Origin of the sequence: Leuconostoc sp. LN180020 (assembly GCF_014844115.1) — a bacterium.
GTDB classification, from domain to species: domain Bacteria; phylum Bacillota; class Bacilli; order Lactobacillales; family Lactobacillaceae; genus Leuconostoc; species Leuconostoc citreum.
The window spans coordinates 1491985-1515878 of sequence record NZ_CP039736.1; the positions used below are offsets into that span (position 1 = coordinate 1491985).

A 23894-nucleotide genomic window follows, 5' to 3' on the forward strand; every position below is an offset into this window, starting at 1 on the left:
GTTAAAAGATTATATATTTATCTTTTAGGCTATGATTATTGTATGCCTTTTCTTCTTAGACAAGATTGTCTCGAATCCAACATTTATGGTTGCTAAATTGTAAAAATTTTGTGACAACACTATCTCGATATTATCATAACTTTCAACGAATTAAAATAGCTGAAATGCCTACAAAAAAATCAGGAAAATCTTTTCCTGATTAAAGCAATTATCTATCTTGTTAAAAATTTAATTGATTGATGCCCGTCAATCCAGCTTGCCGCAATTGTGAACCATATTCACTATATAAATCATAATTACGTGGCAAAATGCCATATCTACCAAATAACGTGTAGTTGATTTCAGACATAATAATTTGAGAACGTGTATTTGTCCGATCAACCCACCCATAATTTTGTAAGTGAATCCATTCTGTGGTAATACCATTATTTTGAATTTTAGCTATCTTGTCAACATAGAAAGAACGCATGTCGCCAGCTGTCCCGCCTAAATATTCTGCACCTGGAACACCATATGGTTTTGTCCAGATACCGCCACCACCTGAGTTAAAGGCAACTTGATATCGGAATGGACTGATGTCAATAACTGCACCACGAACAACATTAGCAAACGCATTCACATCAGCGTACCCAGTTTGACCATGAATGGTGATATGCCGCCAAGTTGTTTCGCCAATCGTAATTGTCTCGCCAACTTCAGCAGCCGGTATTTTTAGACCTTCATACTGTTTCATACTGCCCAAATATTGTGCCCCATCTTGACCATATGGTTTGGTCCAAAAGGCATCATCACGATTATTTTGACTAACCACAATATCAGATTGTGTCATAGTAGCTGCCGATACCTCCTGAGTTAAATCTAATTCTTGACTGACCACTTCAGTGGCTGCTAACGTGGCTAATGTTGCTGCAATTAAAAACATATGTTTTATAGTTGTTTTTTGCATTGATACCCTCCGTAATTACATCTTTAATATAATATAATTCTATCATTCGCATTATTATTATTCAAATAAAAATTACAATGTTAATTATTATTTGAATTTATGTTTTGTTACCACTTACTTATAATATAAGATGATTGATGAATTAACTTGATGGGTCTTGACGGAATAATGGTCTATTTAAAACGATTTACAAAGTTGCGTGTCTCTATATAAGTTTGTTGCGCAATTTTGGTTTTATAGTTAAACTGATACTCATGTGAAACTTTTTCTGACTGCGCATTAAAAAAACGGCTTTCGACACTAACATCTAACTCACGTAGTCTATTGGCAAATGCCATACCTTGTGACTGAAAAGAATAAATATTGCCATCTGTAATATATGTCGGTGGAAACGCCTTATTGACATGTTGCACAAGAGACGCTTGTTGTAGGGCAGTAGAAGATTGCCATTTTTGAGTGCCCAATTCACTCCATGCTACCGTATTAATAAACCACTTCATCATGATTGATGCACTTTTCTCATGTCGGATTTGCTGTAAATCCAACGGCCCACAGTAAGACACCGTGGCACGTAGTTGATTAACATGCAGCACTCTGGCCATGCCTAGCGATTTAGCATATTGCGAATTTGTCTGCACGGCAGCGTATTGTAAAGCAATTTGTGCACCAGCCGAATCACCACCCAGAATAGTTTGCTGAAAATTATACCTTTCACGCAAACGGGCGTCCTTTTTTAAAAAAAGGACAGCATCATTTAGTTGTTTGACTTGACTCGGATAAATCGCAGCAGGCGCAGTTTGATAATTAATGCTGATAAAGGCCACATGTGTATCATTGACTAGTCTTGTTGCAAATTCTTGCACGCCAGATTTATCGCCACCAACATAACCACCACCATGCACCCATATAACCAGTGTTGTTGGCTTACTCATCGCCTTTGGCGTATAAACATCTAATGTATTTTTTGATTGGGATGACGGGTAAAGTATATTTTTTTGAATAATAACATGTTGTTTAGCAACATCATAACTTGTCGTATCTTGTATGACAACAGGACCACTGAACAGACGACTAACGAGATATGCACTTGGCCAAGGTGATACTGTCAAAGCAACAATAACTAACGTAACTATTGCTATAACTGTTAAAATCAGCCATTTAATAAAACGATTAACTTTTAAATGCATATGCTGCCCCATTCCACATGATTACAATACCAACAATTTAAAAGTCACTAAATACTAATGACAGTATTTAGTGACTTTTATTATTACAATGAAAACAGCAATCAACGATTATTGACTAAGACTATGAAAAATTCGCTGAACTAACACAAATAATAAAGTCATGACGGTTGCCACAATTAAACCAACAGTAAGCGCGAGCGATAATTTTAGAAAAAATAGCAAAATAACTGTTGTCAGCACAAAATAAACACACCATACACTGATGATAAAAACAATGTAAATCCAAAAAGCTAATGTCTCTTGACGATGTTGTTTCATTTATGCCTCCCTCTTATATATGAGTATACCATGTCATATTCAATTATTAATGCTATCTCACGATACTAAAGCCCCTAATCATATAGCTATTGCAAAATGCAAGATTTTAATTATCCTCTCTTACCCTTTCAAAATAGTAATTTTCGGTGTATCTGTCGTTGCATCAATCAACACTTCTCCCCCCAGAGGCATAGTGAATATAGGCTGCGTGTGCCCAAAGTCCACACCATAAATCACTGGTACTTGCCTTAATTTAGGAAATTTATGCAGTATCATGTGTAGTGCGGATTCAGTCATATTGTTTTCAATTGGAAAACGTCCGATCACTAACGCTTTTAAATCAGGATGTATCTGCATAATTTGTGCTAGTTCACGTGAAAACTCTAGTGGTTGTCCCCCTTCAGCTTCTTCAACAAAGACAATGGGGTTCAGGACTTGCGGAAAAAATGTTGTGCCGGCCTGTAGATAATACGTTTGTATATTGCCACCTGTTATAATGCCCTGAGCACTACCATGCTGAAAAATACGCCATTGATTGGATAATGGCTTTCTTGCTTTAGTTTTATCAAACCATGGATCGCTTGTCCAGACATCACTTGGCAAAAGCTCATAACTAGTCTTTGTCAACGCTAGAAACCAAGCATTTGTCTGATATAACTGTAGCGCATCCATCTTAAATGAAGAATAACACGGTCCGTAATAAGTAATTAAACCAGTTTTGGCTCTAATAGCATTATGTAAACTAGTAATGTCAGAGTAGCCGATAAATGGCTTTGGGTTATTTCTAATAATATCCCAATCAATATATGGTAATAACTCATTCGAATTAAGGCCACCTATTGTCGTTAAAACAGCAGCAACCTGCTTGTCTAAAAAAGCAGCATGCAGATCCATCACGCGAGCATTAATACTACTGGAGTAAAATTCATCATTATCGTGTATATGTTGTCCAAAAGTGACATGAAAACCCATTGCTTCCAAACGCACTTTAGCAATAAGGTTATCCTCAAATCCGCCAACTCTGTCTATAGAAGAACTTGGCGAAATCACTCTAATCTGATCGCCCACTATTAGCTTTTTTGGAATTATTGACATGTTATTTTATCTCCACAAATCATCTTGTTATCATGATAACATAGCTAACTTGTAAAACAAAAATTTTGTGGTGCGCGTCAGGTTAAATGTACTTCCCCACAGTAGTTAACATTTTGGCACGACCTGCCGCATTTGTATCTTCAGCATTAAAATTATGCCATTTAAAATTTTTCATACCCAGCTTGCCAAAAACACCCCGTTTCAACATTTTTTCAATCGGATTACCATAAACTAACCGATAAATCCAAGTAGGTGTACCTGAAATAGTCAATATGCGGATTGGTTTATTCACTGGAAACATTTGTCGTGGTGCGCCCTTTCCAGAGCGCTTGACTTGACCTTTTGCTAATACTTTATCCAAAAAACCTTTTGTCATAGCGGGCATCATTTCCCACCATATTGGAAAGAGCATAATTATTTCATCAGCATCGTATAATCTGGTAAAATAATTTTCCGTTTGCGCATCAACAAAGGGTGCTGTACGCCAATTGACTAAATCACGACGTTGCATTCTCGGATCAAAATTATCTTGATTTAAATCAATAATATCAACTTCTTTACCTTGAGCTGTTAGAGACTTTACCGTAGCAACAAGTAAAGCCGCTGTAAAGGATCGGTTATGTGGCTCATTATAGCCTGAATTTTGACCATAAGGATGATCAAAGACAATCACTACTTTCATAAATATATACCTCCATCGATAATATTTGTTGTTATTTTATATTCCAAGGAATATAATAAGTATAGTCTAAAATTAATATCTGTCAATATATATTCCAAGGAATTTAAAATGAAAAATTCATACCATCTACTCGTTTCCGAACTAAATATTTTTCGTCAACATTCTGGAGAAGAAAATATTCACCGTTATCTGACAAATTATGATCAAGTACCAAATAGTCAGCAATTGAATATTTCTGATCTTGATGTCATCACATTAATTTATCATCATGACGATTCTCGTATCAGTGATTTACTAGCACATACAACTTTAACCCAAGGGGCAGTGTCTAAAATAGCCACTCGTTTAACCAAGTTAGGCTTTGTTAGTAAATCTCACCACCCTAACAACAAAAAAGAGACTTATTTAACGTTGACGCAATTTGGCAAAATCATTGCGACCATACATCAACAATATCATGAAGATAATGACCAAGCATTACAAACTGTTATGTCAAAGTATTCCAATGCGGAAATTATGACATTCACTTCATTACTTAAAGAAATCAATCAGATCAGGCAAGACCATTAAAAAAACGACATGCTATGTAACATGTCATTTTTGGGATAAGAAATTTTTCTTACTGTCTTACTTAACACGGTCAGCATCATCGCCCATTTCCGAAGCGGAGCGCTTAACGGCATTAACACCATCACTTGTTTTTTCTTTGAGTGTGTTGCCTGCATCTGTCACACGATCTTGAAGAGACACTTGCGCATTATCAAATTCCGCCTTTGTCTGAATATCAATCACCTCAACATTTAGTTCCACTAGCTCTAAGCTCGTTGTTTCAGTTAACTGTTTAGTAATAACCTTGGTTAATTCTTTGTAAATATCATGTGCATTATGACCAAAAGCCATAATAATATTTAAATCAACAGCTACTTGCTCCTTGCCTACCTCAACTTCAATACCATCTACTGGGTTATCACTGTTCACAATTTTATTCTTGATATTGGCCATAAAGCCACCATCAACGCCTAGTAGACCAGAAACGTTTTCAATGGCATAACCGACAACCTTTTGAATGACTTTGTCATTAAACGTCAATTCGCCTTTAGGTGCTGTTTCTGTTGCCTGTACACTTTTGTTCTCAGTAACCATTATTCATTCCTCCAATTATTCTACTATTAGTTTTTCTGATCAAATATATCGGTAATACGGGATAAATCAACATGATAGCTATCTAACAAATACCCTATCCAAGCTGCAATGACTGTGATTAGCAGGACAAAGATAGTTTTTGGAAAGCCAATTGTCATCCATAAGGTGGCAAACACTAATCCCGATATGCCACCGATAACCATTTTGTTATTTTTAATCATAATTATACCCCAGCTCTTAAATCACACGTGATGTCTTACGCTGACCACTGGATGATTTATTAATTTGAATATTGACCTTAATCGGTGCTTGATCAACGCCTGCCAGAAGTGTTGATATTTGTTGCGTGAGTTTCTCAGTCATTTCTGGCAACTTAGCGATAACATGCTGCTGATAAGTTGCATCAGCTAAAATCTTAAACTGCTTTTGTCGTCGCGTATTTTTCATCTTAACACGCACATTAGTTAAGCCTTCACCTGATAATTCTGTCCTAATAAAATGATTTATCCCGTCATTGCTTAAAGCCAATCGACCTTGCTTACCTTCAAGCAAAAGAATATCTTTTTTCTGTGTTGGCTGCATGACTACGGCTAAAAAGATAAGAACTGTTAAGGCCAATAGCACAAAACCATAATCGGTGATAATCATTTGACTATCAATGGCCCATTTGAAACCAACATCATTCAATTTGTCAGAGGCACGCTCTAAACTGTCAGGCCAGATTAATAAAGCAATCCCGACTAAGTACACAATACTCGAAAAACTTAATACTACTTTTTGCCATTTTTTCATATCTCACCTCTTTACTGGCTGAGCTTATCCTCTGGATCTAATACCGAACAGGTATGAAACCACCAAAACAAGAATAACTGCACCAATAATAGAAGGGATAAGTGCCATGCCAGCCAAGCTTGGACCCCAATGTCCTAAGAGCCACTGACCAATTGCTGAACCAACTAATCCAGCAATAATATTACTAATCCACCCCATTGATTCGCCACGATTGGTAATCGCACCTGCAATGGCACCAATAATAGCACCAACAATTAATGACCAAATCATAATTCTATCCTCCTTTTAAAATCGGATGTTCTAAGTAGCGCTACTTATTATATAAATTATATCACACAATGAAAACGCTTACAATATGTCTTAAATTTTTTCATTTGTTTCAGTAAGTGAATTAAATCACATCAAATTAAAAACACACCAGCAAAAAATCACTAGTATGTTTTTAATTTAGTTAGTAAGTTGTGTGTATATTTTACTATTCATGTCGCTTAACGAAATGGCATGATTTCTAACATTAGAAAATAAAACAATGTAAATTCGCCCACCATGACTAAAGCCATTTGACACACTCCAACCAGACAAATACCCACGATTAACAATTAAGGCAGGATCATTATAGAAACCCATCCCATATTGTGAACTACTGCCTGGTTTTAACATGGCGTTTAAGCTGTCTGATTTTAATAGTTTGTGTGTAAAGAGCGCCCTATCAAAAAGGTACATGTCAGTAGGGTTCATATACATATCCCCAACACCAAATAGTTGAGAAAAATTAGGTAACGCGCCCGGTGTCATATGCCCTTTTTCCAATTCATAACCAACCGAGGCTTGCTTAGATTGCTGATAAGTCGTATCATTCATAAAGCCTGTCCCCGTCATATAACTTGGCGCTATAATATGTTGCTTTAGATAAGTACGATAATCGGTATGCGTAATTTTTTCTAACAGTTTGGTCAGAATAATATAATTAGCATCTAAATAATGCCAGCGCCCTGGTTGTCCTACCGTCCCATTGGCTTTAATTTCATTGACCAATTCATCACTCGTCTCAGCCTGATTTGTTTGATTTCGACCAAAAATACCCGATGTATGATTGAGCAAGTTGAATAGCCTAATATTTTGGCCATTTGGAAAATCAGGAAAATATTTTGCAATGGCATCTGTTACTTGAAGCTGTTTCTTTTCTTGTAACTGTAGAATAGCTGTCGCAATCATTGCTTTTTGTGTTGATCCAATCGGAAATAAAGTATTGGGACTATTCGGTATCTTTTGCTCATAATTAGCTTCACCGTAGCCTTTACGTAAGATAACTTTATTATCTTTTACAACCAAAACAGAACCTGAGAATCCAAGTTCCGAAATGTAACGATCTAGGTTAGTATCGGCAGTGACTGTTGACAATGTTTCCGGTTGCTTGGCTGGCTCAATAGACTTGTTTTTTGCTTGTTGCGTTGTTTTAGTTGATCCCTCACGAGCACGCTGCCATTGTGGCAGATAATAAAAAATGGTTGTAACAACCGCTAAGACAACAAGCACAGCAATGAGACTGCTCAACCATATTTTCTTATTCATAATCTTTCCTAAGCTAAAAGCATGATATTCAGCCAACATGTGTTGACATAGTCATTACAACGTGCTGAGGTACTCAGCATAACCCGCTTTCGCCATATCCTTTTTTGGTATAAATTTCAGAGCAGCTGAATTAATACAATATCTCATCCCACCGCTTTCGCTTGGACCATCAGGAAATACATGACCCAAATGCGAATCGGCTTCTGTTGAGCGCACTTCAATACGTTTCATACCATGAGAATGGTCGGCAATCTCTGTTATATGCTTGTCAATTGGTTGCGTAAAAGACGGCCAACCACAACCCGCATCATACTTGTCTCTGGAGCTAAACAAGGCCTCTCCACTAACAATATCAACATATATGCCATCTTCATAGAAAGCATCATATTGACCAGAAAAAGGTTTTTCAGTGGCACGATTTTGTGTGACATCGTAAACTAATGGCTCTAATGCTGTCTTACGAGCAGCTAATTCTTTATCGTTCATTTTATGCCTCCAATGCTATTCATGCTAATTTGTTAAGCCTATTATACGATATGCCACGCAGTTGTTAACATTATAATTTAGTAAGATTTTATCGATTGACTATATAGCAACGTTTTTTTTGGTTTTTCGGCATTTAATCAGCAGAGATGTACGCGACCAGGCTTAATTGTTCGATATCATTCAGGTAACATTATTTTTAGTAACAGATGACTTGTGATTGGCATTGAAACTGTTTTTCTCAGGTTTACCTATTCTTTTTATGGCTATAAAATCATATTTTCACCATAAAAGGAGCAAAATACTTTGCTCCTTTTGTTTAATCCAATTTATTTTATTGATGTTCTGAGGCGCCAGTATCCGCATCAGCCGCTTTATTAGTTGTTACTGGTTCGTCATTAGCGTGCTCTGAAGCACCTGTATCTGCATCAGTAGTCTGATGGCTATCAGATGTCGCTGAATGTTCTGAGGCACCTGTATCCGCATCCTTTACTGACATAGGATTGTCTATTAGAATTTTGCCTGTCTGTCTGAGATAAGAAGCCACAATAGGCCATAAATCAACTACCCATTCGTTAATGCCACGGTACTGACCTGTTTCATCATGCATCGCCTGGTAATAATGCATAACATGCTTTTTTGGACCATTACCCGGTACTGGCATTTCAATGCGCGCCACTTTTCCTTCCCGTAAAGCATGAATAACTTGCTTAACATGTTTAACAGCACGTGGCGGATGAACAGCAGACATAGGATTTCCTACCTGTCCTGGCTTTCTGGGCGCAAGCATATCTTCAGTAGCTAAATTCTTATTATAGTAAATAAACTGATTATTATCATCAGCAAAAGTTAATTCTATTGGCATTGTGTTAAGAAAATAGTTCAATTGATTAACTGTCAGCAATCCTCTGTCTAACTTGACATAAGCATTCCCCTCAACTGCATTTGTTTTAAGTGCAGCTTGTTCTAGCCAATCACTAGCTGTCATATCGACATCCAAAACTGTCGTGTCGGTACCATTGGTGGCATCCAAATTCTCCGATTCGTACGCTGTATCTTCTTGCTTATCTAATGTATTAATCACCTTAACAAAAGTAATAAACTTACGTAACACAGCATGTATGAAATTAACCGTGTCAGTATCTTTTAAAATACCAAAGTCATCAAACGCTTGCTTAGCATTAGCAACCAGGACCTCGTTGCCTGGCAACACAACTGCATTGACACCCGGCGCTTCTAAAATTTGACGTAGATGTAATTGTGCGCGGGATGTGCCTTGCGTTAAGTAAGAAGCACCCACAATCATCACTGGTTTCCCATCAAACGGGTGTACTTTATAAGATAACCATTCAATCACACTTTTTAATGCTGCCGGAACTGTGTGATTATGTTCTGGGGTCGCAATAATTACACCATCAGCTGACTGTATTTTTTGACTTAAAAATGCTACGGCATGATTATCCACTGTTGCATCATCTTGGGTAAACATTGGTACATCATTAATATCTAACAACTCAATGTCAACCTCTTGATTAAATTGCATAGCAATAAACTTTAATAGTGTGCGATTGTATGATTCTTCTGCAATGGAGCCTGCGATACCAACTAATTTTATCATTTGAAATCCCTCACTTGTCATCCCAAGAAAAAGCCTCAGACTGGGCTTTTTTTATATCATCCGTATTGTTCAGCGCTGCAGATATATCCACAAATAACAAAAAGTCCTTAAACAGGCCATCTAATTGTTGACTTGTTTCTTCATCAATCAGTCCTTGTTCCGAAAATGCTTCCAATGAATGTCCTAATAAAAATTCAGACCCTGGCATGACACGCGCCTTAATTTCTGGTGAATCAAGCACCTGTCGAAGTTGGGCTTGTGCCCGCGAGGAACCCAATGAACCATAAGAAGCGCCAGTAATCATGACTGGTTTATTCACAAAAGGATGTGAAGTATACGATGCCCATGCTAGCGCATTGAGTAATAATGCCGGAACAGCATGATCATATTCTGGCGTACCAATGATGACACCGTCTGCTGGCAGAATTTTTTTTATTAGCGCTAATGCTGGTTCTGGCATGAATCGGTCGTCAGTTTTCTTGAAAATCGGTAAATTAGTTAAACTAATAAGCTCGATAGTCGCTTCCGCTGAAAAATGTGTTTTCATGTACTGTAACAAATGTCTATTTGTCGAAGTCGAGGATTCGGAGCCAACTAATGCAACAAAGTTTTTCATCATATCGCCTCATTTTCTTGTCTTTATTTTCACAAGTGCATTGTACATCGTTATTGATGACAAATCAATTGTTATTGTGTATCAAATAAATGTCAGCGTACGCTATCAAAACGTTGGATTAACCCAGAGGTTAACACAACTTCATTTTGCTTTGTAATAAATATTGCTTCAATATTTGGCAAACTTTCAACTAATCGTTTACCGGCCTCTAATCCTTGATAGAACGCAATTGTTGACCAAATTTCGCCGTCAATAGATAACTTGCTGACAATCGTCACACTGGCCAAACTATTTTCAATGGGAAATCCTGTTTGGCTGTCAAACATATGGTGATATGTCCGATTTCCTACTATGAGTCGCCTTTCATAGATACCAGAAGTGCCAATAGCACACGCTGACGTTCTAATATAACCAACAACTTTGTGACGTAAATCACTTGGATTTTGGATACCTATTCGCCATGCTTGATTATCAGATAAATGCTGTCCAACTAGTAAAATATTACCCCCAAGATCGATTATGCCTGATTTAATATGATTTTTGAGCCATATCGTTTTGATACAATCAGCAATGTAACCTTTCGCTATACCACCTAAATCAAGGGCCATACCTTTTTTCGTCAAAAAAACGCTACACTGGGCTTTATTTAATATAATATTCTCAGGATTAATCTGTGTTATAACAGCTTCAATAGCTTTTTTTTCAGGCTTATGAGCCCCTTCAAAGCCAATTTGCCATAGTTTAACTAGTGGCCCAATGGCAACATTGAATCCAAGTCCTAATTGACTAGCCTGCACAGCTTGCTGTATCAAGAAAAAAGTATCCATCGACACTTTAACCGGTCTAATACCAGCATTTTGATTAATACTGACAACCTCTGAATGGTCTCGGTTAACAGTTAAGCGATTCTCATAATTTGTAACTAAGCGACGCGTCTCTACAAGTATATAATCTGAGACATCATCAAAAATTGTTAAATTAATTTTTGTTCCAAGTGCTTTAAATGACTGTTTTATCATACCCACAACCTATTAATTGACCGACATCATGATGTACTATTACTGATTAATAAAATGAAAATCATCCTGACTCGCCATTCAAAAACGTGGTGAATCTGTGTCATGCTGCGTCTCAGGTGCCACAACATGAAATAATTTGGGCTTTTTGCTTTCATATAATTTAAGCAGACCATCCCCATTTGCTAATTGTGGTAGTTTTTTTCGACTCTGTTTAGCTAAAATACTATCAATTTCACTACTATCTTGCAATCGATGTGCCAAAACACTACCAAATTGGCCACGAATTTGAGTCGGTAAATCTAGTGGTGATTGTGTTGATAATACCGCATAAAGACCATATTTACGACCTTCCCGAAGTAATTTAAAAACACCTGAATCCATTACCTCAGCATTTTTTGGTACGTATCGATGATACTCATCTAACAATACAGTGACCGGTAGGCGAAGATTACTTTTTGCACGAATAAATAATAATTGTTTGAGTAAGATATCCATCACAAGTTGACTGGTCTTAGTATCGTCTTGTATGTCACTAATATCGATAATTAATGTACGATGCCTACTCTTCATTCCTGAAAATAACTTCAACACATAGATTAAATCAAATTGTGTTTCATTATCTTGATCACTATTAGCGAAAGAATGAGGTAAACCAAAGACTTTTTGCGTGTGACGGTTGGATAATAGTAATTTAGCATGTAAAATATCATCCCAATATTTCTGAATTTCAGCATGATTGTATTGCTGACCTAAGAAGTTAAAATTGGCTGTGCTATTCTTTAGTGGTTGAATAAATTCCTCTGTTATTTGATCAGCCAATTTTGATGCATCGTAATCGCTACCAGCATAACGTAAAGCTTGTACCCGTTTGTTATACGTTGTCAACTCTTGATTGATTTTGATATAAGTACCAGATTGATGCATTATATTCTGATTTATTTTTAAAGACTGCACTGCGGCAACCAATTTTTTATACAGCGTTGATGCATCAAAAGATAATATCCGAGCAATATTATCAACCGATAACTGTGATAGCGGCAAGTTAGCGTTAACACCTAACTTATAAATAATGGCATCATGCAAGTGATTAAATTCACCGGTCGCATCAAAAATAATACCAATGTGATTTTCACGTTGTAATTGTTCAGCCAAGCTTAACAAGGTGCTTGATTTACCACTACCCGTCATACCGGTAATGAGTAAGTGATGTGATAATAGTTGATTCAAGTTGACTGAAACTGGTTTCCCATGTTTTGTTTGAATAAATTGCGCCATTATATATGCCCCCAATTAAAGCAAAAGAAAATATCTGGTTTAAGTATACGCTTAAATCAGATATTTTAAAATTATAACCAATATTGTCAAGACAGTTGTTTTATGTCATCATATAAACTTAATATTTCTAACAAGCTTACCGTGACTTCAGCACCCTTATTTCCTGCCTTAGCACCTGCACGCTGTTGCGCTTGTTCTAGTGTATCTGTTGTTAAGACACCAAACACGATAGGCATATTCGTACTTAAGCTAACTTGAGATACCCCATTTGCTACGCCGTTGATGACAAGATTGTAGTGATCTGTATCGCCCTTAATAACTGCGCCCAATGTGACAATCCCATCAAACATACCTGATTCTGCCAACTGACTCGAGACCATAGGAATCTCCAAAGCACCTGGAACCCAGAAAACACTGATGTGATGATCGTCAACACCATGCATACTTAATGTATCCCGCGCGCCTTTTAATAAAGGCTCAGTCACTAATGAATTAAAGCGGCTAACTACGATGGCAATACGCCGTTCTTCATGCCCTGTTAATTTTCCTGTGTATATCATTGTCATTTCCTCGGTTTCTATTTTTAGAGTATGTGCTTAAATTTTTTTCTCTTCGTCGCAAGATAGTGCTTATTAATATCGTTTATCCCAGTAATTAACGGAACTTGGTCAACTATCTCAATGCCAGCCACTTTTAAATGATTGATTTTATCTGGATTGTTGGTCAACAATCTTATTTTCGTTAGACCAGCTAGTTTCAAAATTTCTGCTGCTTGTTGATAGTCTCTTTCATCCGGTGCATGATTTAGGTGGACATTGGCTTCATAGGTATCATAATTATTTTCCTGCAAAACATACGTTTTCAGTTTTTCTGCGAGTCCAATACCTCGTCCCTCTTGTCTAAGGTATAAAAGCGCACCACCTTCTTCATTAATCTGACGCAATGATGCTTGAAGTTGCGGTCCGCAATCGCAGCGATATGAGCCAAATATATCGCCCGTCGCACATTCAGAATGGAGCCGAACTAAAGGGTTATTTGTCGTCGCAGTTTGTGTTTGACTACGAATCAACAGAGCCGGTTCTTTGTCACCTGTATTATAGTCAGTCATCTGAAAGCTGCCATAGGTACTGGGCAGATTCACAGTCACACCTTCTTTAACGTGATACTGATTTTGGGCTTGTTTAAAGGCAACGATATCTGAAATCGCCAATTTAATCATGCCTTCCTGTTCTGCCAAACTTTCTAATGCTTTTTCTCGGGCCATTTGACCGTCTTTATCAAGAATTTCAATAATATAAGCAATCGGTGGTACTCCAGCAATTTTGGCTAATTCAACAGCCCCTTCTGTGTGCCCTTGCCTTGATAACACGCCACCTTCGTTAGCTACTAGAGGAAATACGTGTCCCGGTGTCTCAAAATCTTCAGCTGACGCACTAAGATTTGCAAGCTCACGAATAGTTTTTGCCCGTTCAAAAGCGGATACACCAGTCGTGCTCATGATATGATCAACACTGACGGTAAATTGTGTGGCAAATTTTTCAGAATTATGGTCTGTCATTTGCCTCAGACCTAGCTTATCTGCGCGTTGTTTACTCATAGGAACGGCCAGCACACCACGAGCCAATGTCAATGCACTATTGATTCGTTCAGGTGTCACAAACGATGCAAGTCCTACTAAGTCACCCTCGTGTTCGCGATTTTGGTCATCAGTCAAGATCACAAATGCGCCTTGTTTTAGGGCAGTAACTGCTTTTCGCACGCTTTGTTCAACAACATTATCCAACATATTGCCCTCCTGTCATATATTTAGCCAAAATATCCGTTTCTATATTTACCCAATGACCAACAGTTAATTTTGATAATGTTGTTTGTAACTGCGTATGGGGAATCAATCCAATTTGAAACGTCTGACTGGTTTTTTCAATCACCGTGAGGCTTACGCCTGATATTGCGACAGAACCTTTAGCAACTATTTCTCTCATCAAGATAGACTCTTTAGGCTTGAAGCTAAGTAAAATCGTGTTATCTATCACCTGCTTATTCACAATTTCAGCTTTGCCGTCAACATGACCAAGGACAAAGTGGCCATCAAATCTCTCCCCCGCACTTATTGCCTTTTCAAGATTAACTGATTGTCTCATCATGTAATCACCAATAATGGTTGTTTCATAAGTTGGTCTCATAATACCAAATTTAGCAGTATGGTCTGTTTTATGAGTAATAGTTAAACATACGCCGTCGACCATTATGCTATCACCGATAGTTGCCTCTGAAAAATAGGGCGTTTTTGTTTCAATTGTGATATGCTGATTATTTTTTTTGAGACTTTCATTTGTTATAACTTGACCCACTGTCTGTGTTATTCCTGTAAACATGACACACTCCTATCATTTAGATAACGACTCTTAAGCGTATTACCCACACGATATGAAGACACTGAATTAAACAATGGTTGTACACTGGGCACCCCGTCTTCAGGTAATATACTATCTGCTGTATAAACAATGAATTCTTGCCAGAGATTCGCTTTTAAGAATGCTGTAATCAATGACGGCCCACCCTCTACCATAACAGACTGAATATTCTTACTAGCTAAACTTGTCAGGACACTAAGTAAACCATGTGACATTAAAAGAACGTTGTCATATTGTTTTGCAAAGTCCGTGTTTGTCGTGAAGATTAACCAATTATTTGTCGCTCGATCCATTTTATTTTGTAAGCGGCCACGTCGATCGATCACTACCCTTAAAGGTTGTTGATGATTTATTGGTACATGTCGGACTGTTAAATTTGGTTGGTCAATCAACATAGTTTCACTACCAATTAGAATAGCACTTTTACTAGCACGCTCTTTGTGCACATCAATGTCAGCTAACCGATTTGTAATTTTTGTGGATTGTCCTTGTGAAGACGCCACAAAGTGATTAGCAGACTCCGCTAGTTTCAACTGTACATATGGTAAATGTCTTTCAAAATAATGATAAAATGCGGGATTTAATATTTGACTATCTTCTGTTCCCAAAACATCGACACGGATACCTGCTTGTCTTAAAAATGTAACACTACGTCCATGTGTATCGGGATTAGGATCAAAACTACCAACTACAACACGTTTGACTCCCCATTGGGCTATTGCTAACGCACACGCACCTACCTTTCCCGTGACAAAGCACGGCTCTAATGTGACATACATCGTTGAATCAACAATATATGTTTGATCCCTTAAATTTTCAAAAGCATTAATTTCAGCATGCGCTGCGCCAAAAGAATGATGATATCCAGTCGCCAAGACCCGCCCATTTTTAACAATAATTGCTCCGACGCGTGGATTTTCATATGTTTCATCTGGTCCTGCTTTGGCAGCTACTTTTGCTGCTAATGCCATATATGTTAAATCATCCATCTTTTACCTCCTGTTTGTTCAGGACAAAAAACCCGACGTATTTTATTAACATCGGGTTTAAAGTATTTAGATCGATTCAAAAAAGACAGACTTATCCTAGCTAAGTCTATTATTTTAAATCTTCTCCCATCCAGACTTTAACTGTCGGTCACAGAATTACACTGTGTCAACTGCATTATTAATAAATAATGCAGGTCACGGACTTAGATCTTAAAGATCTTTACCGTCGGTCGGGAATTACACCCTGCCCCGAAGATTAATTAATTTAACCTTTACAGATTAACATCTGAACAATGCTATGTCAATAAAAAAACGCACAATAATGTACGCTGTAAACAAATTATTCTGATATTACGCTTTGAATTTTTGTATTCGGAAGAAATCTAACAAGAATGTTAAGATTGGCAACCCAATGATTAAACCCCAAACACCAAAAACTTTTTCCATAATAATTAGATTAAGTAAAATAACTAATATTGGCATATGCGTGCGTTGTGACATAAAGTGCGGATGTAAAAAATATGACTCCATAAAATGAATTACAGCAACAGCAACCAATATAACCAATACTGTATGCCAGTCACCGATAATAAACGCGGTCACTGTCAGCGGTACAAGTGAAATAAGCACACCGACAACCGGAATCAAACCTAAGATGAAAATCAAAATCGCAAAACCAATTAAATAAGGGAAATTCAAAAAGGTTAATACGATAACCATTGCAATCGTGTTAATTACACAAATCATTAGCTGGACTTCAAATAAACGGCCTAAAATAATGATAAAGCGATGCACGATAATATAAAACTCACCAAAAAATCTTTTATAAGGGCTATGTATGAAAGTCATAGACCATGACCGTAATTGTGGGTAAGTCATGCTGAATATAAAACTAAACAGTAACGCCAAAATCAGTTCATAAAGGACGTGTCCAACTTGATTCAATTGGGTAAATCCTTTAGAGATTAACTGCTCTGTATTCAAGGAGTTACTGTACTGCTGAATATTTTTGTAAACTTCTTTAAAAATACCCGTTGTGTGCCAGCTAGAATCGGTTGCTAAGTGAATCATGCTCTTAACTTGATGTGCAACAGTATTTGCCCCGTGTTCGACAGCCCAGATGATAAAAGCCATCACGACGATATAAACAAGCGCAATTGATAATGACCGTGACAGGCGTGTCACGCGTTGCACCCTTTTGCCAGCATTCATCGCAAGATAAGAAAAAATAATTGTTAATAACAGTAACGTCATAAACTGTTTGAGTAAAACAATCAGTAAAATAATGACAGACAAAACAAAATACCGATAGAATCGGCGATTTTGAAATGATGAAAATATGTTCATGTAGTGCTCCCTCTTTAACACACTAACTTAGTACATGACAAGATTAGTTAGATGTCAAATTTTCGTTCGATTTTGTATTGAATTGTGAGAATAATGTATCGGCAGAACCCACTTGTGCAATCTGTGATTCTGTCACTGTACTACCAAATTCCGAACCAGTATCTTCAGGTTTTAATTCAAGTGCTGCTCTCAACTTGTTAGTAATAGCCTGTCGTTGCGCCGTTGTCACACGCTGGTAAGATACACCGTCATACATCTCACCTTCACCCTGAACTGTATATGAGTCAATTGTCTTTGTCGCATTCATATAATTTGAGCCGAGTGCCAACATATCCGACATCTTCATATTTGATGCAATGTTTTTAGTTGTGGCACTAATAAACTTCGTATTGAGAATCGTTGACGGATCAGATTTAATTTTTGTCATAATGGCCTGCAACAAAATTCGTTGGCGTTGCGTACGACCATAATCGCCTTGCGGATCTTGATATCTCATACGTGAAAAGGCTAACGCCGCCTTGCCATCCATCTTGTCATACTTTTTAAAGTTTTCGCCGTCTGCAGCGTATTCAAAGCTTGTTTTGCCTTCGGTAAAATCGTACAAATTATTACCGTCCTCATGCGCCGTGTCTTGGCTAAACTTAAAGCTCAATGGTGATTTGGCTTTGACACCTCCTAATTGATCAACAACATCTCCCAAACCACTCATGTTAACCATGGCAAAATAGTTAATCGGTATGTTAAACATTTTTTGAATCGTTTCCATAGTTGTCCCAACACCGTCTCCTAAAGAGGCTTTATCGTCTGAGGCTTCACGAAATGCATACGCGGCATTTAGCTTTTGTGGAAAGCTGCTTTCAAATCCTGAAATAGAGGTCATAATATCTCGGGGTACTGAAACTAATGTTGTTGTCTCTTTTTGTGGATTCACCGTCACTAACATCAAGGAATCAGTTAGCCCAACTCTGTCTCTTCCAGAGCCAAATCCACCATCCGTTCCAGTGTCTGTCCCGAGCACTAGAAATGAAATCGGCTTTTTTTCTTTAATTAGTGTGCTTGCTTCTTTTTCTGAACCTAGTCCGGTTGCAAAGTAGGCTTTATCCAACGAACTCTTCACACTACTTGCATAGTAGGTACCAAAACCTGCACCTAGAAGTATGAGAAATCCTAAAATCATTAAAATAATTCGTTTTTTGCTTCGTTTTTTTGGCTGACGTTGCTCAACACGGCTCATAGTTGTTCGATCTTGATCTGATAAATTGTCTGAGCGTTTGTTTTCGTTAGACATGAAGGTCTATCCCCCGGCAATATGCTATTTTTTATATAATATTAAATTTAACACAAAACGAGCCAAATTAACAATTTAAATTAATTATAGCTCGCTTTTTCTTTCACAAAAATCAAACGATTGATTACTTATTCAGCATCTGGTTTAACGACATTTTTAACTGTCAATTGTGTTAGTTTTTTGCGGTTCGTGCTAGATATAAATAATGGTACGATTTCTTCGACGACATCACTAAATTCTAAACCATAAAAGTCGCTTGGCGTCGCTGTATGTGATTGTAACCAAACACGGCCACCAATTAAAAAGCGGTCCCAGGCATGAATATTAGGCAAATTTAACAGATCTGCATAGTATTGGCTAGCAATAACATACTTAAAATCACCAACGTTACCGTGCTTTTCCATCGCATACTTTTGAAATTGTGGCTTCAAAACGCCTTGTTTAATCAAAAGACTTGCAATTTGTTTCAGATAAATATGAATTTGTGGTTCTACCTTAAAACCTAAATAAAATGTGACATGCACGATATTATCTGTTCCCAACATATCAACTTCATAACTTTTTCCAAACGGATCCGAAGATTCACGCATGGTCACAAACCAATAAATGGCAGCTCGTTTGGGTCTTGAACCAATCAATGAGTATATAATCGAACGCTTCAACATATAGTTCTGATGCATATTGGCAATATACACTAAATTCGTGGCAAACACAGATTCCTCAGTATCTTTTGACAAATTAATTAACTGCTTACGGTAATCTTTTAAAGATAAATAGTCGTTCTGTTTAGAAATTGCTTCACGTCGCTTATTACCGTAAAACCACACCACCATAATTAACAAAATACCAAGCATAATAATTAATGTTGCATAACCACCATGCATGAATTTACCTAGGCTAGCAATTAGGAAAACAGTTTCAATGAAACCAAAGACAACAATAAAGACCATAGCCAAAACGCGTTGACCATTTTGTCTAATAAATTCAAACAAGAGCAATGTTGTCATCAACATCGTAATTGTGATGGCCAAACCATAGGCAGCCTCCATATTGTGCGATGTCTGGAAAAACCATACAACCATTAAACCAATAGCACATAAAATCCAGTTCACGGTGCCAATATACATTTGACCACGTGCAACACTAGGATAAAAAGTTCGTAATCGTGGTACGACTTTCAGATTAATTGCTTCACTAACTAACGTATACGCGCCGGAAATGAGTGCTTGAGAAGCAATTATTGCGGCTAACGTGGCTAATATGACACCAATAAAGCGCCACTGTCCTGGTAAAATTTCAAAAAAAGGATTAACAGATTGTGCTCGTATGTTCACCTTGGTCGCATGTGTCATAATCCATGCGCCTTGGCCCATATAATTTAAGATTAACATCGTATATACAAACGGCCAACTGATATAAATATTACGTTTGCCAACATGGCCCATATCTGAATACAATGCTTCAGCACCAGTAGTTGCCAAGAAAACACTACCTAAAATAAAAAGGCCGCTTTTGTTTTCTGGACTCATTAACACGCTAATTGCGTATGTTGGTGAAAGTGCTTTTAAAATGCTGAGATCAGAAAAAATGTTTAATAAACCAAATGTCCCGATAAAAAGAAACCATAACAACATGACTGGTCCAAATATATTACCAATTTTTTTCGTTCCAGCTTTTTGAAATGCAAATATAATCAACAAAAGGACTGTCACCACAGCAACTACGACAGTTTGATTATCGGGGAACAAGAAAGAACCAATTTTTTGATTTTTTAGTCCTTCTATTGCGGTTGTGACAGTCACTGCTGGTGTTAAAGTTCCGTCAGCCAGTAAAGCAGAACCGCCAATTAGGGCGGGAATTAACAGCCACTTCTTATTGCTCTGTTTGACACGACTATATAAAGCAAATATACCACCTTCGCCATGGTTGTCAGCTCGCAAAGCAATCCACACGTATTTAACAGTCGTAATAAGCATCAGTGTCCAAAATACCAAAGACACCGAACCTAATACAAACGTGTTAATTTGCTCGGCACTACGTGCACTGTTTAGGATAGAATTCATAGTATACAGTGGAGAAGTACCAATATCCCCATATACAATGCCTAAGGCAATTACTGCGCCTATCGGTAGCCATTTAGGACTTTTTTCCATAGCCATTTTTCACCTCTGTGAATTTAATTAATTACTTCTGTATGGCGATTATTATCTCACATTTGCAAAGAAATATATAGCTATTTTTTTGCATCATAAAATCAATACAAAAAACGACTTGCATACGGATACAAGTCGTTTATCATTAATAAAACATCACACGGACACCTTCTGGTATCGGAAAATCCTGTTGTATTTTAGTTAGTAAACCGCTTTCTTGATTACGCCTAAATACAGTGACATTATCGGTATTTTGATTAGCCACAACAATATATTGTCCAGACGGATCAATGTTAAAGTCTCTAGGAAAATCGCCTGCAGTGCCAATAGTTTGTACTAAATCTAACACTCTACCTTGATGTGTCACTTTAAATACAGCTAGCGAGTTGTGCCCACGATTAGAAACATAAACAAATCGACCATCATGAGATACACGAATAGCTGCTGCCCCATTGTGAGCAGTCCAATCATTGGGAATAGTAGGGTAAGTTTTATGCAATATCAATGCAGCAGTGTCTGTATCGTATTTAACAACTGAGATAAGTGATGAGAGTTCGCCTAACACATAGGCAACATTTTGGTAAATTGGATTAAAGCGCATGTGTCTCGGGCCAAATCCAGTCCCAGTCTCAAAAACATTTTGTAACGTCAACTTGCCATCCGTCACATCAAATATTGTAACTTTGTCAGATCCTAAATCAACGATTGCAAGCCGACCATCAGGCGTTAAATTAGCAAAATGAATATGTGCTTTATTTTGTTCCGGTCTTGGTCCCTTACCAGAAGCCGTATACTGATCGGTTTGCGTCACAGTCCCATCACTTTTGATTTTAAAAATAGTTAATGTTGCTAAATGATAATTTGCCGCAAAAAGCAGCTGACGTTTCTCGTCAATTGCTAAATAAGCTTCTGAAGCATCAGGGGTTAGCCATTCTTGAACTTTTTTTGGTTCGCCAGAATTGTTAAAATCATACACATTGAAACCACCAAGACCACCTGTTGGCCCTTGACCATTTTGTCGATTAACCGCGTATAAAAAACCTGCCTGACTCATCACAGTGTAGGTAGGCGATCCAGTTTGAATCAATAGTGTTGGTTTGGTTAGTTTACCAGTCTCTAAGTCTAAAACAGCCTGATAAATCCCTGATGATTGGCGACGCGTATATGTCCCAAACATTACATTTTGAAATAACATAATATCTCCTTAATCAAGTCATCGTTTAAATTAATACGACATGACATTACTATAATAACCGTTCAATATCTGCAGTCATATCCTGTGGTCGTGTTTTTGGAGCATAACGTTTCACTGGTACGCCATCACGTCCAACCAAAAACTTAGTAAAATTCCATTTAATTGTGCTACCCAATGGGCTTGGGGTATTCTGTTTGAGATATTTAAACAACGGATCAGTATTTTTGCCATTCACTGCAATAATTTGGTGCATCGGAAAAGAAACACCATAGGTTAATCGACAGGCTTCAGCAGCTTCGTGGCTCGAATTAACCTCTTGTTTAAACTGATTTGATGGAAACCCTAAAATAACTAGTCCCTTATCACCATACGTCCGGTATAACGTTTCTAATTCTTCAAATTGTGGTGCGAAGCCACATTTAGTTGCCGTATTAACGATAATAATGATTTTGCCCTTTAGTGTAGCCAAAGAATATAGTTTCCCGTCTTCTTTTACCACATCAAAATTATATACTGTATCTGCCATACTACACCTCCAACTATCATAATTAGTTAAAAAGAAAAGCAGTCGTTTTGATGTGGATAACGACCACTTAAAAATCAATATTTATTCTTGGCTAAGATCAACCAAAATCTTTGCTTGAGACTTGTCATGTGTTAACGATTCAAATCCTGCTTCTACAATATTGTCTAATACAATCGTATCTGTAATAACAGGCTCAACATTAATTTGCCCACTACTTACAAGGTCAACAGTTTGTTGGAATGTTTCTTTTGAATAGGCAATCGTTGTTGTCAGTTTAACCCCTGCATTCATTAGTTGCATTGGATTAAAACTAATTGGCCGAGCAAAAATAGATACAATTACCATGGTTCCACGTGGTCGCGTAGCATCAATTGCTTGTTCAAACGTAGGTTGTACACCAGCAACTTCAAAGGAAACATCTGCTCCTTCAGGAATAATCGCCTTAATAGCACCGATGGCGTCTTTAACTTGACTAGGGTTAATCACATCTGTTGCACCCATCTCAAGTGCTTTATTCAAACGCACCTCAGATAAATCGACAACGACAATTTTAGTTGCACCGGCAGCTTTTGCTGCAGCCGCTACCAAAACACCAATAGGCCCAGCACCAAAAATAACAACTTTTTGACCAAAGCGCAAACCACCCTCTTTAACGGCTTGAACAGCCACAGCAGTTGGTTCGATTGTTGCAGCCAGCTTCAATGAGAAGTCTTCGGGTAAATGATACAAATTCTCTTCAGGCACATTGACAAATGACGTAAAACCACCATCTGTACTTAAGCCAATAAAACTATAACCATCATAAACATCGACATCATCTGCCCAGTTACCCTTTGTAACTGTTGGATTAATAGATACATGATCCCCGACTTTGAAGTTAGTCACATCGGCACCAACTTTGTCAATAATGCCTGAAAATTCATGGCCCATTGTCAATGGTGCTTGTCCACCAGTCAACTCATCTTGTTTATCAACTGGAATGAACACTGGTCCTTCAAGGTATTCATGTAAATCACTACCGCAAATGCCAGCATAAGCAACACGAACAACGACTTCATTTGACTTCATGGGTTTTAGTTCAACGTCCTCAACACGAACGTCTTTAACACCATGCCATACTGCTGCTTTCATAAGTAATATACTCCTTTACTGTATATGTGACAAGACAAGTCCTTTGCCTCTAGCTTCATTATAACACTTGATTTCGTCTTTTTATTAATTTTTTCAGACTATATA

26 protein-coding genes and 1 riboswitch are annotated in these 23894 nt (G+C 37.5%); of the genes, 1 reads left to right on the plus strand and 25 read right to left on the minus strand.

Annotated features, from left to right (window positions below; all coding sequences use genetic code 11):
- Positions 1-220: 220 nt before the first annotated feature.
- The 5 genes from FAZ25_RS07690 to FAZ25_RS07710 all read right to left on the minus strand — a co-directional run bounded on the left by FAZ25_RS07690 (position 221) and on the right by FAZ25_RS07710 (position 4228).
- The gene (locus tag FAZ25_RS07690; protein WP_192269356.1) at positions 221-946 is read right to left on the minus strand and encodes an SH3-like domain-containing protein; all 726 of its coding nucleotides are present in this window, start codon (positions 944-946) and stop codon (positions 221-223) included.
- A gap of 173 nt (positions 947-1119) precedes the next feature.
- Positions 1120-2133, minus strand: coding sequence for an alpha/beta hydrolase (locus tag FAZ25_RS07695; protein ID WP_192269359.1), 1014 nt, complete (start codon positions 2131-2133; stop codon positions 1120-1122).
- A 108-nt stretch (positions 2134-2241) separates the two neighbouring features.
- The gene (locus FAZ25_RS07700) at positions 2242-2451 is read right to left on the minus strand and encodes a hypothetical protein (protein ID WP_004901624.1); all 210 of its coding nucleotides are present in this window, start codon (positions 2449-2451) and stop codon (positions 2242-2244) included.
- 120 nt (positions 2452-2571) lie between these two features.
- The gene (locus FAZ25_RS07705) at positions 2572-3546 is read right to left on the minus strand and encodes a S66 peptidase family protein (RefSeq protein ID WP_099045029.1); all 975 of its coding nucleotides are present in this window, start codon (positions 3544-3546) and stop codon (positions 2572-2574) included.
- 82 nt (positions 3547-3628) lie between these two features.
- A complete protein-coding gene (locus FAZ25_RS07710; RefSeq protein ID WP_004906922.1) occupies positions 3629-4228 on the minus strand; it encodes an NAD(P)H-dependent oxidoreductase in 600 nt (199 codons plus the stop codon).
- A 108-nt stretch (positions 4229-4336) separates the two neighbouring features.
- On the opposite strand from FAZ25_RS07710, the gene FAZ25_RS07715 reads away from it, so the two are divergent.
- Positions 4337-4798 carry a MarR family winged helix-turn-helix transcriptional regulator gene (locus FAZ25_RS07715; RefSeq protein WP_004901631.1) on the plus strand — a complete coding sequence of 154 codons (462 nt, stop codon included), beginning with the start codon at positions 4337-4339 and terminating at the stop codon, positions 4796-4798.
- Between the two features lie 57 nt (positions 4799-4855).
- On the opposite strand, the gene FAZ25_RS07720 is transcribed toward FAZ25_RS07715, so the two are convergent.
- From FAZ25_RS07720 to FAZ25_RS07815, 20 genes are all read right to left on the minus strand, one after another.
- Positions 4856-5371: an Asp23/Gls24 family envelope stress response protein gene (locus FAZ25_RS07720; RefSeq protein WP_085699028.1), complete on the minus strand. Its 516-nt coding sequence runs from the start codon at positions 5369-5371 to the stop codon at positions 4856-4858.
- Positions 5372-5397: 26 nt separating this feature from the next.
- Entirely contained in the window at positions 5398-5592 is a 195-nt protein-coding gene (locus tag FAZ25_RS07725) for a DUF2273 domain-containing protein (protein ID WP_050809372.1), read from the minus strand.
- A 16-nt stretch (positions 5593-5608) separates the two neighbouring features.
- Positions 5609-6163 (minus strand): alkaline shock response membrane anchor protein AmaP, encoded by a 555-nt coding sequence (amaP, locus tag FAZ25_RS07730; protein ID WP_004906928.1) that lies wholly within the window; start codon positions 6161-6163, stop codon positions 5609-5611.
- A gap of 24 nt (positions 6164-6187) precedes the next feature.
- Positions 6188-6433 (minus strand): GlsB/YeaQ/YmgE family stress response membrane protein, encoded by a 246-nt coding sequence (locus tag FAZ25_RS07735; RefSeq protein WP_004901640.1) that lies wholly within the window; start codon positions 6431-6433, stop codon positions 6188-6190.
- Positions 6434-6610: 177 nt separating this feature from the next.
- Complete coding sequence (locus FAZ25_RS07740; RefSeq protein WP_012305127.1) at positions 6611-7735, minus strand: serine hydrolase; 1125 nt, start codon at positions 7733-7735, stop codon at positions 6611-6613.
- Between the two features lie 54 nt (positions 7736-7789).
- On the minus strand, positions 7790-8221 hold the full coding sequence (gene msrB, locus FAZ25_RS07745) for a peptide-methionine (R)-S-oxide reductase MsrB (protein ID WP_004905680.1): 432 nt from the start codon (positions 8219-8221) through the stop codon (positions 7790-7792).
- Between the two features lie 331 nt (positions 8222-8552).
- On the minus strand, positions 8553-9833 hold the full coding sequence (locus tag FAZ25_RS07750; RefSeq protein WP_243236224.1) for an NADPH-dependent oxidoreductase: 1281 nt from the start codon (positions 9831-9833) through the stop codon (positions 8553-8555).
- Between the two features lie 13 nt (positions 9834-9846).
- Positions 9847-10452: an NADPH-dependent FMN reductase gene (locus tag FAZ25_RS07755; RefSeq protein WP_004905685.1), complete on the minus strand. Its 606-nt coding sequence runs from the start codon at positions 10450-10452 to the stop codon at positions 9847-9849.
- A gap of 92 nt (positions 10453-10544) precedes the next feature.
- Positions 10545-11471 carry an FAD:protein FMN transferase gene (locus FAZ25_RS07760; protein WP_099045024.1) on the minus strand — a complete coding sequence of 309 codons (927 nt, stop codon included), beginning with the start codon at positions 11469-11471 and terminating at the stop codon, positions 10545-10547.
- Positions 11472-11549: 78 nt separating this feature from the next.
- Positions 11550-12746: an ATP-binding protein gene (locus FAZ25_RS07765; protein WP_139988093.1), complete on the minus strand. Its 1197-nt coding sequence runs from the start codon at positions 12744-12746 to the stop codon at positions 11550-11552.
- An 86-nt stretch (positions 12747-12832) separates the two neighbouring features.
- Positions 12833-13306: a 6,7-dimethyl-8-ribityllumazine synthase gene (ribH, locus tag FAZ25_RS07770; protein WP_139988092.1), complete on the minus strand. Its 474-nt coding sequence runs from the start codon at positions 13304-13306 to the stop codon at positions 12833-12835.
- 23 nt (positions 13307-13329) lie between these two features.
- The gene (gene ribA / locus FAZ25_RS07775; RefSeq protein ID WP_139988091.1) at positions 13330-14532 is read right to left on the minus strand and encodes a GTP cyclohydrolase II; all 1203 of its coding nucleotides are present in this window, start codon (positions 14530-14532) and stop codon (positions 13330-13332) included.
- A complete protein-coding gene (locus FAZ25_RS07780; RefSeq protein ID WP_139988090.1) occupies positions 14522-15121 on the minus strand; it encodes a riboflavin synthase in 600 nt (199 codons plus the stop codon). Before FAZ25_RS07780 ends, ribA begins: the two co-directional genes overlap by 11 nt.
- Positions 15106-16149, minus strand: a complete 1044-nt coding sequence (gene ribD, locus FAZ25_RS07785; protein WP_192269365.1) for a bifunctional diaminohydroxyphosphoribosylaminopyrimidine deaminase/5-amino-6-(5-phosphoribosylamino)uracil reductase RibD — start codon at positions 16147-16149, stop codon at positions 15106-15108. Before ribD ends, FAZ25_RS07780 begins: the two co-directional genes overlap by 16 nt.
- Before the next feature lie 114 nt (positions 16150-16263).
- Positions 16264-16410: riboswitch (FMN riboswitch) on the minus strand.
- A gap of 90 nt (positions 16411-16500) precedes the next feature.
- Complete coding sequence (locus FAZ25_RS07790; RefSeq protein ID WP_004901666.1) at positions 16501-17496, minus strand: AI-2E family transporter; 996 nt, start codon at positions 17494-17496, stop codon at positions 16501-16503.
- 43 nt (positions 17497-17539) lie between these two features.
- Entirely contained in the window at positions 17540-18784 is a 1245-nt protein-coding gene (locus tag FAZ25_RS07795) for an LCP family protein (protein WP_192269367.1), read from the minus strand.
- Between the two features lie 128 nt (positions 18785-18912).
- Entirely contained in the window at positions 18913-20943 is a 2031-nt protein-coding gene (locus tag FAZ25_RS07800; protein ID WP_004905699.1) for a KUP/HAK/KT family potassium transporter, read from the minus strand.
- Between the two features lie 139 nt (positions 20944-21082).
- Positions 21083-22132 carry a lactonase family protein gene (locus FAZ25_RS07805; RefSeq protein WP_004905701.1) on the minus strand — a complete coding sequence of 350 codons (1050 nt, stop codon included), beginning with the start codon at positions 22130-22132 and terminating at the stop codon, positions 21083-21085.
- Between the two features lie 49 nt (positions 22133-22181).
- Positions 22182-22658 (minus strand): glutathione peroxidase, encoded by a 477-nt coding sequence (locus FAZ25_RS07810; RefSeq protein ID WP_040176859.1) that lies wholly within the window; start codon positions 22656-22658, stop codon positions 22182-22184.
- Positions 22659-22739: 81 nt separating this feature from the next.
- Positions 22740-23789 (minus strand): 2,3-butanediol dehydrogenase, encoded by a 1050-nt coding sequence (locus FAZ25_RS07815; protein ID WP_192269370.1) that lies wholly within the window; start codon positions 23787-23789, stop codon positions 22740-22742.
- Between the last annotated feature and the right edge of the window lie 105 nt (positions 23790-23894).